At 56.3% G+C, this 15,865-nt stretch carries 3 protein-coding genes; all 3 read left to right on the top strand.

The genetic code is table 11. The features are described from left to right. Window positions 1-17: 17 nt before the first annotated feature. The 3 genes from MNQ98_RS14405 to MNQ98_RS14395 all read left to right on the top strand — a co-directional run bounded on the left by MNQ98_RS14405 (window position 18) and on the right by MNQ98_RS14395 (window position 15,801). Entirely contained in the window at window positions 18-2,294 is a 2,277-nt protein-coding gene (locus tag MNQ98_RS14405; RefSeq protein WP_241933782.1) for a preprotein translocase subunit SecA, read from the top strand. A gap of 942 nt (window positions 2,295-3,236) precedes the next feature. Continuing rightward, window positions 3,237-3,620 carry an aspartate 1-decarboxylase gene (panD, locus tag MNQ98_RS14400; RefSeq protein ID WP_241933781.1) on the top strand — a complete coding sequence of 128 codons (384 nt, stop codon included), beginning with the start codon at window positions 3,237-3,239 and terminating at the stop codon, window positions 3,618-3,620. A gap of 28 nt (window positions 3,621-3,648) precedes the next feature. Continuing rightward, window positions 3,649-15,801 carry a non-ribosomal peptide synthetase gene (locus tag MNQ98_RS14395; RefSeq protein WP_241933780.1) on the top strand — a complete coding sequence of 4,051 codons (12,153 nt, stop codon included), beginning with the start codon at window positions 3,649-3,651 and terminating at the stop codon, window positions 15,799-15,801. Window positions 15,802-15,865 lie beyond the last annotated feature (64 nt).

Raw genomic sequence — 15,865 nt, 5'->3', positions numbered from 1 at the left:
GGAGGGATCAAATTCCGATGAATATAGCTGTCAAGTTGATACGAGAATTCAAAGACCGCGATACCCGGCATAAGCTGAAAGTCTATCGAGACATGGCAGATCTCATCAGGAAACGGAATTTGGAAGCTTGGGACGATCAGCGGCTGCAAGCGGAATCTCTCCGGCTGAAAAAGGAAGCAAAATTGGGTACGCCTTTGGATGAGCTGCTTGTCGATGCCTATGCGTTAGTCTGCGAGGTAGCGAAGAGAACGCTTGGATTACAGCCTTACGATGTCCAGATCATGGCTGCCATCGCTCTGCACGAGAGATTTTTGATCGAGCAGCATACCGGTGAAGGAAAAACGCTCTCTGCTGTTATGCCTGCTTATCTAAATGCGCTGACCGGCGAAGGCGTTCATGTGCTGACTTTTAACGACTATTTGGCAAATCGAGATGCCGAGTGGATGGGCCCGATCTATCGTTTCCTCAAGTTAACGGTAAACTCGGTTCAAGCTGGCATGAGCTTGTCCGAGAAACGAGAAGCCTACGCAGCGGATATAACCTATGTTACGGCCAAAGAGGCGGGATTCGATTATTTGCGCGACACGATCGCGCTAAATGAAGCCGATACCGTGCATCGTCCTTTCCATTACGTCATCGTCGATGAAGCAGATTCACTGCTCCTTGACGAAGCGCGGGTGCCGCTGGTCATCGCCGGCGAGCCGGGCTCTTCCGGCAATGACGGCATTCATTTCGCAGAAGTGGCTAGGCAACTCGGGAAAGATGAGGATTATGACTTCGATGAGTTCAAGCGGAACGTTTATTTAAATGAAGAGGGCTCAGCCAAAGCGGAATCGCTGCTGGGATGCGGCAATTTGTACGATAGCCATAATAGTCATTTGTTAATGTCGTTAAATTGCGCGCTGCATGCGGAATTGTTATTGAAAAAAGACGTCGATTACATCGTCCGGGACGAAAAAATCGAGCTGATCGACGAATATACCGGCCGTGTGGCGGAGAACAAGCATTTGCCAGACAGGCTGCAAGCCGCGCTTGCAGCCAAAGAAGAGCTGCAGCCCTTCGCCGGCGGGGTAATTCTCGGTACGATCACCCTTCAACACTTCCTTAGCCTATATCCGAAGATTTGCGGAATGACGGCGACCGCCCAAGCTTCGGCGATAGAATTCGAGGATATTTATGCGCTGCAGGTCGTGCAAATTCCGCCGAATCGGCCAAACATACGGATCGACCATCCGAACCGGATTTATACCCATAAAGAAGCTAAACTTAAGGCGCTCGTGCAAGAAGTCTCGTCTGTCCATGCGACAGGACGTCCGATTCTCATTGGTACGTCAAGCGTCGAGGAGTCTGACATGCTGGCGAAGACGCTAGCGGTTGCCGGCGTAACTTGCCATGTTCTGAATGCGAAAAATGACGCAAAAGAAGCCGAGCTCATCGCCAAAGCGGGAGAAATCGGCGCCGTGACAGTGTCTACGAATATGGCGGGACGCGGCGTCGACATTCGGCTCGGCGGCGGCAACCCCACGCACGCAGAAGTTGTCTCCAAGCTTGGCGGGTTGTACGTGATTGGTACGCATGTGCACGAAAGCGTGCGGATCGACGACCAACTGCGCGGGCGTTCCGGCCGCCAAGGCGACCCGGGAGCTTCCGTATTTTTCGTAAGCTTGGAGGACGAGTTGATGCTTAGGTTCGGCATCAATAAAGCGATTCGCGCTCCTAGGCAGGATGAGGCTCTCGAAGAGCCGCTGCTCCGAAGCAAATTTGAGCATATTCAGCGCGTTATTATGGGCCAAAACTTCGATATCCACAAGGAACTGAACTGTTATTCGGATATGGTGGAGGAACAGAGGCGCATGCTATACGAGGAGCGGCTCGGAATTTTGAAAGGCGAGACGCCGATGAGCCCTTCGGAGCAGCGGGTACGGCTTTATTATATCGACAAGTTCTGGGCTGATCATCTGGCATACGTTTCTTACATTCGCGAAGGCATCCATTTGACGAGCCTTGTTAACCGCAATCCGATCGACGAATTTCATGCGCAAATCATCCAAGCTTACGAGCAAATTCCGGCTAAAATAAATAGAGAGTCGGCGAATATGCTCGTAAAGCTTGGAGGTTCGAATGATCCAGCGATGTGGGAAAAGTTCGGGCTGAAGAATCCTACTTCTACTCGTACTTATATCATCAACGATCAATACAGCCAGAATAAGCGCAGTTCATGGACCACAGTGACCGTATCTGCTTTTTGGATTCGCAAGATTTTGAGGCCGATTTTCGGGTGGTCAAAATTTTGATCGAGAAGAATATGAGCAAACGCCTGCTATTAGGAGATTGCTCAAAAATGTAGGAAACGATCTGTGAGATTAGCAACGAGGACAGAGGGGCGATTCCACCTATGTCACCAAAACAAAGAACACGCCACATTCAGCGTGTTCTTTGTTTTTGATAGTGGATCGCGAGTCGAATGAATTTCAAATAAATATCAGTAATTATACACTCAGCTATTTGAACCGTTACGACCGCAAAAAAGCGCTCCACTATTGCCATCAATCCATTCGTTACAAAGTTACGATTTTTAATATGATTTTGTTTGTTAAGCTGCTGTTTTCAAGCAAGAGCGGAAATGCTTTTTTTGCATAGGGCTCTTAATCTCTGGTAGGGCTGATCAAAAAAGCAAAAAAGAATTTCCCCCTGTATTGTAAAATTATCTCCCTATCGCAAGTGAAAGTTTAGCACTACTATAAGGGTAGGTTTTAAGAAATTTCCTATACATTTTTCGCTGCAACACTTTAATTCATTACCGCTACACCTCGTTACGGGCCGATTTTCCCCCTTTGCAGCACTGAACTGCCTGTATGATGAACTGCTGCGATGTACAAGCCACGTTTTTTGTTTCTACTGTAAGGATTTTCAATCTACTGGAACCCGCACAATAGCATAAACCTGCCTAATTAGCATGAGCTTGCTATCAGCAAGATTCCACACAAAAAGCATGAGCTTACCAGTCAACTTGCCCCCTCACAATCGCATGAAATTACCTATTCAACTTGATCCCACACATTTTGCTTGTTCCGTACGAACAGCCACATTGGCAAGAGTTGCCGCAGAGTTTCTTTTTTAGAACGGTTTGTTTGTCTCTGGATGTGCCTTAAAAAGAATATTTGGAAAATTAAGAGGGTTATCAGAAGTTAGCTAAGTTTTATTTTTCCAAGCCACCCCACAAGGAGAGTGTATTCATGTTTAGAGAGATGCATAAGTCCAAAATTCACCATGCTGTCGTGACGGAGGCCAATTTGAATTACGTAGGAAGCATAACCATCGATCAGGATATTTTGGATGCATCGAACATCCTGGAGAACGAAAAAGTGCAAGTTGTCAATATAAATAACGGAGCCAGGCTGGAGACGTATGTCATAACCGGCCCAAGAGGCTCGGGTATGGTTTGCTTGAACGGCGCCGCTGCCAGACTAGTGCAGCCGGGCGACCGCGTCATTATTATTTCTTACGCGATGATGGAGGAATCGATGGCCCGCACGTATCGTCCGCATGTTGTCATTATGGACGAGCATAATCGCATCGTAACGGAGGATTATCAAGAACTCCATTCCACGACGGTGTGATAAAACACAGAACGGAGGGCTGCCGACTATGAGAACCATCCGTAATTTGTCCAGCGTATTGCTGGCGCGCAAGGAAAACGATGCGGGAATTTTATTTTGCGAAGGCGGTCAGGAGCGCTACTTGTCGTACGGCCAATTACTTACATTGGCCGGAAAGGTGCTCCATCTGCTGCGCGAGCGGGGACTTGGGCCAGGCGACTTTGCCGTCTTGCAGACGGAAGATAACGAACGATTTATCCTTCTGTTCTGGGCTTGTGTGCTCGGCGGCATTGTACCCGTACCTGTGACGGCGGCGCGTACGGACGAAGGACGCAAAAAGCTGATCCAGGTATGCAAGCAGTTGGAAGCGCTTAGATTGCTCTGCGATGAAGAGCTTTGGCCGGGAATTCAAGGCTACGCTTTGAAGCACGGAGAAGCGGAGGCGCTGGCCCAGCTCGAGTCTGGCAGCGTGCCGATTGCGGAGGTGCTTGCGGCGGCTGCGGATGCAAGCCGGCCTGAGGCGGAACCGTATGACGCAGCCGAGACGGACACCGCATTCATCCAGTTTACATCGGGCTCTACCGGAGACCCTAAGGGGGTCGTGCTGACGCACAGCAATCTTCTGTCGAACATGCGAGCCATTATCCATGGGGCGCAGTCGACGGAGCGGGATTCTTCGCTAAGCTGGCTGCCGCTGACGCATGATATGGGGCTCATCGGATTTCATTTTTCGCCGCTGTTTTGCGGCATGAATCAGTTGCACTTGCCGACCTCGACGTTTGTGCTTCATCCGATGAAATGGCTGGAACTTACGCATAAGCATCGGGTGACATGCCTCTCTTCGCCGAATTTCGGTTATGTGCATTTTCTGCAGCATTGGAAGCCGGAAGGGGCGGCGGCATGGGATTTGTCTTGCGTCAGGCTGATTTTTAACGGGGCCGAACCGATATCGGCCGCCCATTGCCGCGATTTTCTGGAGGCGATGAAACCGTACGGGTTAAAGGGAAACTGCATTTTCCCGGTTTACGGGCTTGCGGAAGCGAGTCTGGCCGTGACGTTCCCAGGGACGGAAGATCACCTGAATACCATTAAGCTTGAGCGTCAATCCCTCGCTGTTGGACAACCTGTACGAATGGCCGCGCATGGGGATCATGCCGCAATCGAGATCGTCGAGCTGGGTTTCCCCGTACAAGAGTGCGAGGTGCGTATTTGCGACGAAGCGGACAGCCCTTCGGCAGCCGGCAGCATAGGCTTGATTCATATTAGAGGCCGCAACGTTACAAACGGCTACTATAAGCGGCCCGATGTAAACAAGCAAACGATTTCCCCGGACGGCTGGCTGAACACGGGAGATTTGGGTTTCTTGCTGGAAGGGCGTTTATATGTAACCGGCCGCATGAAGGACGTCATTTTCATCAACGGGCAAAATGTGTATCCGCATGACCTAGAGGCGCTAATCAGCGGCCTGAAAGGGGCAGAGATCGGGAAAACGGCGATTGCCGCCGTTCAGGATGCTACGACCAAACGGGATGCGATCGCCGTTTTTATTCAGCATCGCGGCAAGACCAGCGTATTTGTACCGCTGATGGACAAGGTGAAAAAGCTGCTGAACGGATCGGCCGGTCTGGACGTTGCTTTTGTTGTCCCCGTTCGGCGAATTCCGAAAACGACCTCCGGCAAAATTCAACGCTACGTATTGGCGGAAGCGCTGCGCGAAGGCGAGTTTGCCGAAGCGCTTGCCGAGCTGACGGAGCTGGAAGCGGCGGCCGCAGTAGAGCGCTGTGATGCGGAAGGCGGCGATGCCTTGCGCGGGGATGTCGGCTTGGAGCCGGCCACGGAGACGGAAGAGCGGATCGTGTCCATCTGGCGCGAGGTGTTGAAAAAGGATTACATAGGCCGGAAGGACAGCTTTCTCGAGCAAGGAGGCAATTCGCTCAAGGCGGCTTATGCCGCCGCAAGGCTGCAAGAGGCGTTTGGCGTCGAGCTTACGCTTACCGAGCTGTTTTTGCATGATACGGTGAGTTCCTTGGCCTCTTTGCTGAAGCAAAAGGCGAAGGAGGGCGAAGGAACTGCCGCCGCTACTCCTCCGCTGGTAGCCAAAGTGGAGGAGCGGGCGGTTTATCCGGCGACTTCGGCGCAAAAGCGGCTGTTCATTTTGGAAAATCTGAATCCGGGGCTGCTCAACTACCATCTGTTGTTTGCGGTCCAGGTGAAGGGCCCGCTCGATATCGAACGATTCCGCATGGCATGGCGGGCGTTGATAGAGCGACATCCGGCGCTGCGGACGTCCTTTTACATGGAAGAAGGCAATGTGATGCAGCGCATCGAGCAGGCAGTCGATCTGCCGCTTGCCGTCGTTGACGGATGCGGCTGGTCGGCGTCAGAATTGGCGCTGCGGCAGCGCAGCTTCCTGCAGCCGTTTTGTCTAGAGCAAGCGCCGCTGCTGCGTATGGAGCTTGTTCTCCTGGAGCGCGAGTCAAGCGTGCTGCTGCTGGATATGCATCATATCATTACGGACGGAACGTCGATGGGTATTTTGATGTCCGATCTTATGAGGTTTTACGAGGGGAACGCACCGGAGCCGTTGTCCATTCATGGCGGGGATATGGCGCTGTGGGAGGATGCGAGCCGAAGCAGCAGCTGGCTGGAGCGCCAGAAGCTTTATTGGCGCGAAATCTTTCGGGATGGCGTGCCGTCTCCAGCACTTCCGTCCCCCCGTCCAAGACCGCAGACGCCAAGTTATCACGGGGCAATGGAGCGTTTCGAGCTAGAGCCGGTGCTTGCCGAATCGCTACGGGCGTTGGCTAGACGCGAGGGCGTAACGTTATACACCGTCCTGCTGTCGATCTATTATGCGTTGCTGGCGAAATATACGGGCGAATCCGACATCGTTGTCGGCACGGCAGCCGCGAGACGGATGCGGCCTGAGCTGCAAAGCATAGTCGGGATGTTCGTCAACATGGTTCCGATCCGCCTGCGCGGGCAAAGCGGCTTGCGCTTCGATCAATGGCTGAAGCAGGTCCATGGGGAGGCCCTGGCGGCTATCGGCAACGGGGATGTGCCTTATGAAGAAATAGCCGAGCTGGCGAATGTGAAACGGGAATACGGGCGGAATCCGCTGTTCGATTCGGTGTTTACGCTGCAAAATATGGAGCTGCCCGAATGGCGGAGCAAGGATGTCGTCTATACGCCACAACCGATGGACAGCGGATCGGCCAAGTTCGACCTGACTTGGGAGTGCGCGGATACCGGCGTTGGTATCGCATTTACACTGGAGTATGCGCTGGATTTGTATGATGAGCGGGCAGCCGCGCAATTGGCCCAGCATTATGTAGCGTTGGCCCGGGCCGCCGCCGCGCAGCCGCATGCGGCGCTTGGCGAGCTTGATCCCGTCGATGCGCAAGAGCGGGAACGGCTGCTCTGGCTTAGCCGTTCATTTGCCACACCGCCGCAGGAACTGTCGCTGCACAGGCTGTTTGAACGGCAAGCGGTGGAGACACCACAGCAGATTGCCGTTGAAATGGGTGAGCGAGCGTATACTTACAGCGAGCTGAACGAACGTGCCAACCGGTTCGCGCGCGCGATTGTGCGTCGCGGCGTCGTGCCGGGGGCGAAGGTGGCGCTGCTGTTGCGGCGTTCACTCGATATGATTACGGCGATATTGGCCGTGCTGAAAGCGGGCGCAGTCTATGTGCCGATCGACCCGCAATATCCCGAAGAGCGGATATTGTTTATGCTGCAGGATACGGAAGCGCGGGTGATCGTGGCTGCGGCTGCGACGATGGAGATGGGCGCCCGGCTTGCTGGAGACAGCATAGATGTCGTCGACATGGATGGACTTGATACGAGTTGGGCTGGCGAGTCCGGCCATGATCTGGACATCGACGGCTCGGCGGACGATCTCGCTTATATCATGTACACATCCGGCTCGACGGGCAAACCGAAAGGGATTATGACCACGCATCGCAATGTGTCCCGGATTGCCGTCCATACCGATTATGTAAGTATTTCGGAAAACGATGCACTGTTGCAGCTTTCCAACTACGCCTTTGACGGTTCAACGTTCGATTTGTACGGAGCGCTGCTGAACGGGGCGAAGCTGACGCTGGTCGGCGAGGAAGAGGTTGCCGACGTTATGCGGCTGACCGAGCTGATTAAGGGCAGAGGCATTACTATATTTTTTGTGACGACGGCGCTATTCAATACGCTGGTCGATCATGGGCTGGAGTCGCTGCGCATCCTGCGTCATATTTTATTTGGCGGAGAGCGGGCTTCTGTGCCGCATATTCGCAAAGCGCTCCGCGCGCTTGGACCGGACGTGCTGCTGCATGTCTACGGCCCTACGGAATCGACGGTGTTCGCTACCTGTTATCCGATCACGGAGACATGGGACGGGCAAGGAACGGCCACCGTGCCGATCGGCGCGCCGATCGCGCGTTCAGAGACACTGGTGCTGAATGAGCAGGGCCGATTGCAGCCGGACTGGGTGCCGGGTGAGCTGTGGATTGCGGGCGACGGTGTCGCATCCGGCTATGTGAATTTGCCGGAGCAGACCGCTTCGAAGTTCCGGCCGCATCCGTTCCGGGAAGGCGAGACCGTGTACAGAACCGGCGACCTGGTGCGCCGTTTGCCTGACGGAAATTTGGAATTTCTGGACCGGATCGACAGCCAGGTCAAGCTGCGGGGTTACCGGATTGAATTGGGGGAAATCGAAAGTAGGCTGCTGGATTGCGCGGGTGTCAAGGAAGCGTTTGTGACGCTGATCGAGAATGACGGCGCGCCGTATTTATGCGCTTATATCGTTGCAAAGCAAACCGAAGGGCAGGCAAGCGTTCGGAGCCAACTGACAGGCAAGCTGCCGGCATTTATGATTCCCGCCGCGTTTGTGCAGTTGGAGAAGCTGCCGCTGAACGCTAACGGCAAGGTGGATAAAAAACGTCTGCCTGCGCCGGAGCGTACGCTCCCATATGAAGCGCCCGCCACAGATACGGAGATCATTGTTGCAGGATTGTGGCAAGAAGTGCTTCATCCAGGGCAGGTTGGCGCGCTTGACCACTTCTTTGAACATGGCGGCCATTCCCTGAAGGCGGCCGCATTAACCTCGGCAATCTACAAGCATTGCCTGGTGCGCATGCCGCTTCAGGAAATTTTCAAGCTTCCGACGGTCAGAGAGCAAGCGGCCTGGATCGACAGGGCTACCAAGGAAGAGTACGAACCTGTTGTGGGCGCGCCAAAAGCCGAATCCTATCCGCTCAGCCCGCCGCAGCGGCGCATGTTTTTGGCAGAAAGCATGGCTGATATCGGACTAACCTACCATATTCCGCTTGCGCTTAAATTGTCGGGTGCGGTGGATGAGACCAGAATCGGGCCAGCGCTTCGGAAGTTGATCGAACGGCATGAGCCGCTGCGGACCTCCTATCATTGGATCGACGGCGTTCCGGCCCAGATCGTGCACGATTCGGCCGATTTTGTTCTTCAAACGGCGGAGCTCGCGGGAACGACGCTGCCGGAATGCTTGAGCGAGTTTTTCCGGCCGCTCGAGCTTGCCACAGCGCCGCTGCTCGCCGCATGTTATTGCCGGCCCGAATCGGAAGGAGCGGAGGCCTATCTACTGCTCAACATCCACCACATCGCGGCGGACGGCATATCCGTCAAGCTGCTGCTGGAGGAGTTGACCGCTTTGATCGAGGGCGCTGAACTTGCGTCGCCGGCTCTCCATTACAAGGATTATGCCGTTTGGCAGGAGCGTCAGTCCGGCTCGGAGCGGGCCAGAGCAAGCCGAGCATTTTGGACGGAGCAGCTTGCAGAGCCGCCGGCGCCGCTCGATATGCCGCTGGATCGGCCGCGCAGCGACCGTCAGACATTTGCGGGCGATACGTATACCTTCCACATTCCGGCGGCGCTCGCCGGACGGCTGAAAGAGACGGCCGCAAGCGCCGGAGCGAGCATGAACAGCCTGCTTTTTGCGGCTTACGCGCTGTTGCTCAAGGGAACGACGCATCAGTCGGAATTTGCAATTGGTTCTTTGGCGGCAGGCCGGACACATCCGGACACAGCCCGGATGATCGGCATGTTTAACCAGTTTCTGCCGATTCGGATGCGGGTGGCGGACGAGCTGCCGATCCTGGCGTTTATCGGCGAGACCCATGGGCGTTTGCTTGCCGCATATGAGCATGGCGATGTCAGCTTCGAGCACATGATGGAAGCAGCCCGGTATCCGCATGACCCGTCGCGCAATCCGCTGTTCGATACGATGCTGATCGTTCACAACCAGTTTGAAGACGAGAAGCTGGCGGCGCGCGGCGACGGCTGGAGCATGGAGCCTTTGCCCGTCAGCCACGGAACATCCAAGCTGGATTTCAAGCTCGATCTGTACAGCGATGGCGAAGGCGGTCTGCGGGCGGAGCTGGAGTATAATACGGGATTGTTCCATAAAGGCACGATGGAGCGGTTGGCGGCGCGGCTGCTTTACATTTTGGAGCAAACGGCCGCCAGCCCTGACCTGATCTGTGGCGACGTCGTAATGGCGACGCCTGCCGAAGAAGCCGCCTTTGCGGCATGGAATGATACGGGACATCCGTACCCGGTGGAGAAGACGATTCACGGATGGTTCGCCGAGTCCGCTCGGCGGTGGCCGGATCGAACGGCGGTGCGGTCGGCCGAAGGCTCGCTGACGTACGGGGAGTTAAATGACCGCGCCGAACGCATGGCTGCCGTGCTAAGAGGCAAGGGGGTTGCTGTCGAAACGATTGTGCCGATTGCGGCTCAGCGCTCGTTGTCCATGATAATTGCGATCATGGCGGTGCTCAAAGCGGGAGGGGCCTATTTGCCGATCGACCCGGAGCATCCGCCCGAGCGGATCTGCGGCATTCTGGAGGATAGCGGGGCCAGGCTGCTCCTGGCGGGGGCCAAGTGGATTCATACGCTTCCGGCCTTCCAGGGAGAAACGCTCGATCTGGACGCGCTTGCGGCTGCTGCCGCATCGGAGCTGCCGAAGGGCGAAGAAGAAACGGACCTATCGCCTCAAGCAGACCCCGAGCATTTGGCGTATGTCATTTATACGTCAGGCTCCACCGGCAAACCCAAAGGCGTTATGGTGGAGCACCGCGCGGCGATCAACCGGATGAACTGGATGCAGACGGATTATCCGCTGAATGAACGCGACGTTATTTTGCAAAAAACACCGATTACGTTCGACGTTTCCATATGGGAGCTGTTCTGGTGGAGCTTTGCCGGCGCTTCGCTTTATTTGCTAGAGCCCGGCGGGGAGAAGGAGCCGTCCTCCATGCTGCGCGCGATTGAGGAGCAGGCGGTTACGGTTATGCATTTTGTGCCGTCCATGCTGGGTGTCTTTTTGCCCTATGCGGCGGACAGCAGCAGAGGCGGCGAGCTTTGTTCCCTGCGATACGTATTTGCGAGCGGCGAAGCGCTTAAGCCCGCGCATGTCGCAGGTTTTTATAGCCTGATGGAGCGCGGCGGCGGCCAATGCCGGCTTATTAATCTGTACGGCCCGACGGAAGCGACGGTCGATGTCAGCTATTACGATTGCCCGGACGCTGGGGCGGGTACGATTCCGATCGGCAAGCCAATCCATAACATCCGGCTCTACATTGTGGACGAGCGGATGAGACCGCAGCCGATCGGCGTGTCCGGCGAGCTGTGCATCGCGGGTGCCGGTCTTGCGCGCGGATATCGCAACAGGCCGGATTTGACGAAGCAAAGCTTTGTTCCGAATCCGTTTGCCGCAGGAGAGAAGCTGTACCGTACCGGTGATCGCGCAAGGTGGCTACCGGACGGCAATATTGAATATTTGGGACGCTTTGACCATCAGGTCAAGCTGCGCGGTCTACGCATCGAATGCGGCGAGATCGAGCACGCGCTGCTCTTGCAGTCGGAAGTTCGCGATGCCGTGGTGACGGTGGTGACGGACCATGCGGGAGAGCCAGCGCTTTGCGCAAATCTCGTGACAGCGGACGGGGAAGCGCCAGAGGAAGCGAGCCTTCTGGCCGCACTTAAGGAACTGCTGCCGGAGTATATGATTCCTTCGTATATTATTGCTATGGAAGCGTTTCCGCTAAGTCCGAGCGGCAAAACCGACCGCAGCCGCCTGCCGCAACCCCGGTTCGCTGAACTGGCGGCTTGCGGAGAGGCGCCGGCTACACCGATGGAGCAGCGGCTGGGCGAGCTTTGGCGGGAGGTGCTGGGTCTGACCTCCAGCGAGCCCGACAATCGAACAGCGATCGGGAGAGAAGCACATTTCTTCCAATTGGGCGGCCATTCCTTGCGCGCTGCGCAGCTTGCGGGGTTGATCGAGCAGCGTTATGGAGCGGCGTTTACGATGAAGGATGTATTCGACGCTCCCCTGCTGTGGGAAATGGCGGCCCGCATCGACAACGCGGCCCCCAAGTCGGCCGCGGTTATTGCCCGGGCGGCAAGCCGGCCGTTCTACCAGTTGTCGCTCGCGCAGAACAGGCTGTTTGTGCTGCAGCAGCTTTATCAGGGCAGCACGGCCTACAATCTTCCGCTCGCTCTGAACCTGACGGGCAAGCTTGATCAGGACAGGCTTCGCGAGGCAATTCAAGGGCTAATTGACCGCCATGAACCGCTGCGCACCAGCTTTGACTGGGCAGACGGCAAGCCGGTGCAGCGTGTCCATGAGCGGGTTTCGTTTGAACTCGCCGTGCATGCCTTGATGGATGCGGCGGACTTGAATACATTTACGCGCGCGGTCGTCCGCCCGTTCGATTTGCGAAAGGCTCCGTTAATTCGGGCGTTTCTCGCGACGGACGGCGAAAGTCGGCATACGCTGCTGCTGGACATTCACCACATCATCGCCGATGGCGTGTCCATGAATGTGATGGCGCGCGATTTCGAGCAACTGTATCGCGGTGGCTCCTTGCAGCCGCTGCCAATTCACTATAAGGATGCCGCCGTTTGGCAGCAGGAGTGGATGGCTTCGGAGGCGAGAGAGCAGCAAGAGCAATATTGGGCGTTCCGACTAGCGGGTACGCTACCTGTGCTGCAACTGCCGACCGATTATCCGCGTCCGCCCGAACAAAGCTTCGAAGGCGCAAAGCTTGCGTTGCCGATTCGGGCGGAGCTTGCCGAAGGGATCGGAGCGGCGGCGGAGCAATGGGGCGTTACGCCATTCCATATCTGGCTTGCCGCCTACCATACGTTGCTGCATCTGATAACGGGGCAAGACGATCTTGTTGTCGGCACGCCGATTGCCGGCCGCTTCCATCCCGCAACCGAGTCTCTGGTCGGCATGTTTGTCAATACGCTGCCGATTCGCAGCAGGCCATCCGGCGAACTGCCGTTCAGAGCGTTCGCCGAGCAACTCAAAGAAACTATGCTTGCGGCGTTGGACAACGGCTTGCTCCCGTTTGAGCATATGGTGACGATGCTGGATGTGCCGCGCGACCTGAGCCGCAATCCACTGTTTGACACGTTGTTTGTCATGCAGCATATGGAGGCCGGACAAGCCGTGGCGGATGCCTTGCAATTCGAGGTGCAAGTGCCGGACAATCGCGTATCGAAGCTGGATTTGACGTTTGAGATTGCGGATCAGGGCGCAAAAGGCGCTGCCTTGACGATCGAATATGCGACGGCGTTGTTTAAAGAAGACAGCATACGCAGAATGACGGAATGGTATTTCCGTATTGTCGGCCTTGCTCTGGCCGAGCCGGAGCGGCCGCTCGGAGAGATCGGGCTGCAGGGCGCCGCGGCGGCGGAGAAGCAGAGCGAAGCGTTCAATCGCACGACCGCGCCGTATGCAAGCGGCGATACGGTAGAGGTTTACCTCGAAAGACAAGCGGCGGAAACGCCGCAGGCCGTTGCGGTTGCGGCGGAGGACGGAGCATTGACGTATGCGGAATTGAACCGGAGGTCGAACCGGCTGGCGCAGGCGCTCAGAAAGCAAGGCGTCAAGCGCGAGGAGCGCGTGGCCGTCGTGATGGATCGCAGCCTGGAGATGATGATTGCAATCTTTGGCGTGCTAAAGGCGGGCGGAGCTTATGTGCCTGTTGCGCCGGGCTTGCCGCGGGAGCGAATCTGCTACATGCTGGACAATTCCGGAGCCAAGCTTGTTTTGACGAAGGGCAAAGCCCCGGAAGGGCTGGAGACGTTCCTGCCATTTATGGACGTTCATGAGGCGCTGGCGCAGGAGCGGGACGACTCCCCTGTGGAGAAGCTGCATGATTCACGTTCGCTTGCTTATGTGCTGTATACTTCAGGATCGACCGGACAGCCGAAAGGCGTCATGATCGAGCATCATTCCGTCGTCAACCGGATCGGCTGGATGCAGAAGCAATACGGACTGGACGCAAGCGGAGTCATTATGCAGAAAACGCCGATTACCTTCGACGTATCGGTCTGGGAGCTGTTCTGGTGGAGCTTTGCGGGAGCCAAGCTGGTCCTGCTGCCTCCGGGCGGCGAAAAGGACCCCGCGCTTATGATGGATACGATAGCGCGGCATGGCGTAACGACGATGCATTTTGTGCCATCCATGCTGCACCTGTTCCTGGAGCATCCCGGTTTGCTGCGCGGCGAGGGCAGGCTGAAGAGCCTGAGGCATGTGTTCGCTAGCGGCGAAGCGCTGACTGCGGATCAGGTGCGGCGGTTCCGCGAGCGGATCGGAGTTCCGTTCGATGCTAGGCTTGTGAACTTGTACGGCCCGACCGAGGCGACGGTTGACGTTTCCTATTACGAATGCTCTGACGGAGATATTCCGATTCAGGTGCCGATTGGCAAGCCGATCGACAACATCTCGCTTTATATCGTGAGCGAAGCGATGAAGCTCCAGCCTGTCGGCATTGCCGGTGAACTGTGCATATCCGGCGCGGGTCTGGCGCGGGGTTATATCGGCCGGCCCGATTTGACGGAAGAAAAATTCGTCGATAATCCGTTTGCGGCGGGCAGTCTGATGTATCGGACAGGAGACCTGGCCAGATGGCTGCCAGACGGAACGATCGAATATTTGGGCCGAATCGACCATCAGGTAAAACTAAGGGGCCAGCGCATCGAATGCGGGGAAATCGAGCATGTGCTGCTCGGTCATCCGGCGGTTTCAGAAGCGGTGGTCATGAAGCGGGATACCGCAAGCGGAAGCGAATATTTATGCGTGTACATCGTTTGTTCCGAACCAGCGGACCATCAGGAACTGCGGGATTTTGCAGCGCTGCGCCTGCCGGATTATATGGTTCCGCAGGCCGTGGTGGAACTGCCAGCCATGCCCCTGTCTCCAAACGGCAAAATTGACCGGAAGGCGCTGCCGGAGCCGGAGCTGGCGGCGGATAGCGGTACTCCGTTTGTCGAAGCGGCAAGCGATATCGAACTGGCGATTGCCGCCGTATGGCACGAAATCCTGCAAAGGGACGACTTCGGCATCCATCACCGTTTCTTCGATGTTGGGGGAGAATCGTTGCTGCTGGTGCGGGCGCATCAACGACTGGAGGAGTTGTATCCCGGCGCTCTCGGCGTAACGGATTTGTTCACCTATCCGACGATCGCATCGCTTGCGGCTTATCTGGAGTCGAGAAATTTCCAGCTCGCGAGCTGGAGCTGGAGCGGTCTGCCGGTGGCAGACGACTGCGTCAGTAGCGGCTATGCCGCGGAGCGTATCGGCAGCGTTCAGTTCCAACTGGACCGGGCGGTTGCGGAAGGGCTTGCGGAACTTGCGGCATCCCGCTCGGTGACGGTTGAAGCCGCGGCGTATGCCGTATATCTGTACTTCTGGCGCGGCGAGTCCGGCAGCAACCGGCTTGTGCTTCCAGCAATGATGGACAACGGGCTGATTGCCCCGAAGGAAATTGACTTTGCGGAGGTGCGCGATTTCGATACGCTGCTGCTGCATGCTGCCAAACGGGTGAGCGCGGGAGAATGTTATACCGCGCGGCAAATCAGAAAGCAGCCGCAAGCCGAAGCCGGATTTGCCTTGTTCCCGTTATTTGCAGGAGCAGCGCAGCACGGGTTCAAGGAGCGGGAGGCGCTATTGGAACGATTCGATGTTGTGCTGTATATAAATGGCGCTGCCGCACCAAGCGGGTCGGAAGGGCTAGAGCTTGGCGGGGTATGGACGTACGACGCCCGGCGCCTCGGCAAGGAGGCGGTGCTGGATTGGGCTTCCGCTTATCTGGAGCTGCTGTCGAGCGTGGTCGAGCAATATCACGCCGCAGTCGACAGTGCCGACTCGGGGGCGTAGCATGGGCCAAGCCGGACTGCGTATGACTTGAAGATATATCTGACAGAAGAAAGAAAGGAGCTTT

It is taken from the genome of Paenibacillus sp. N3/727, from assembly GCF_022637315.1.
Taxonomy (GTDB): Bacteria; Bacillota; Bacilli; order Paenibacillales; family Paenibacillaceae; genus Paenibacillus_AQ; species Paenibacillus_AQ uliginis.
Note: the sequence above shows the minus strand (reverse complement) of the source record. Positions and strands in the feature narration are given on the sequence as shown.

Coding starts and splice junctions, on each gene's coding strand:
- panD (WP_241933781.1), top strand. CDS start 3,237: ATGTTTAGAGAGATGCATAAGTCCAAAATTCACCATGCTGTCGTGACG.
- MNQ98_RS14395 (WP_241933780.1), top strand. CDS start 3,649: ATGAGAACCATCCGTAATTTGTCCAGCGTATTGCTGGCGCGCAAGGAA.
- MNQ98_RS14405 (WP_241933782.1), top strand. CDS start 18: ATGAATATAGCTGTCAAGTTGATACGAGAATTCAAAGACCGCGATACC.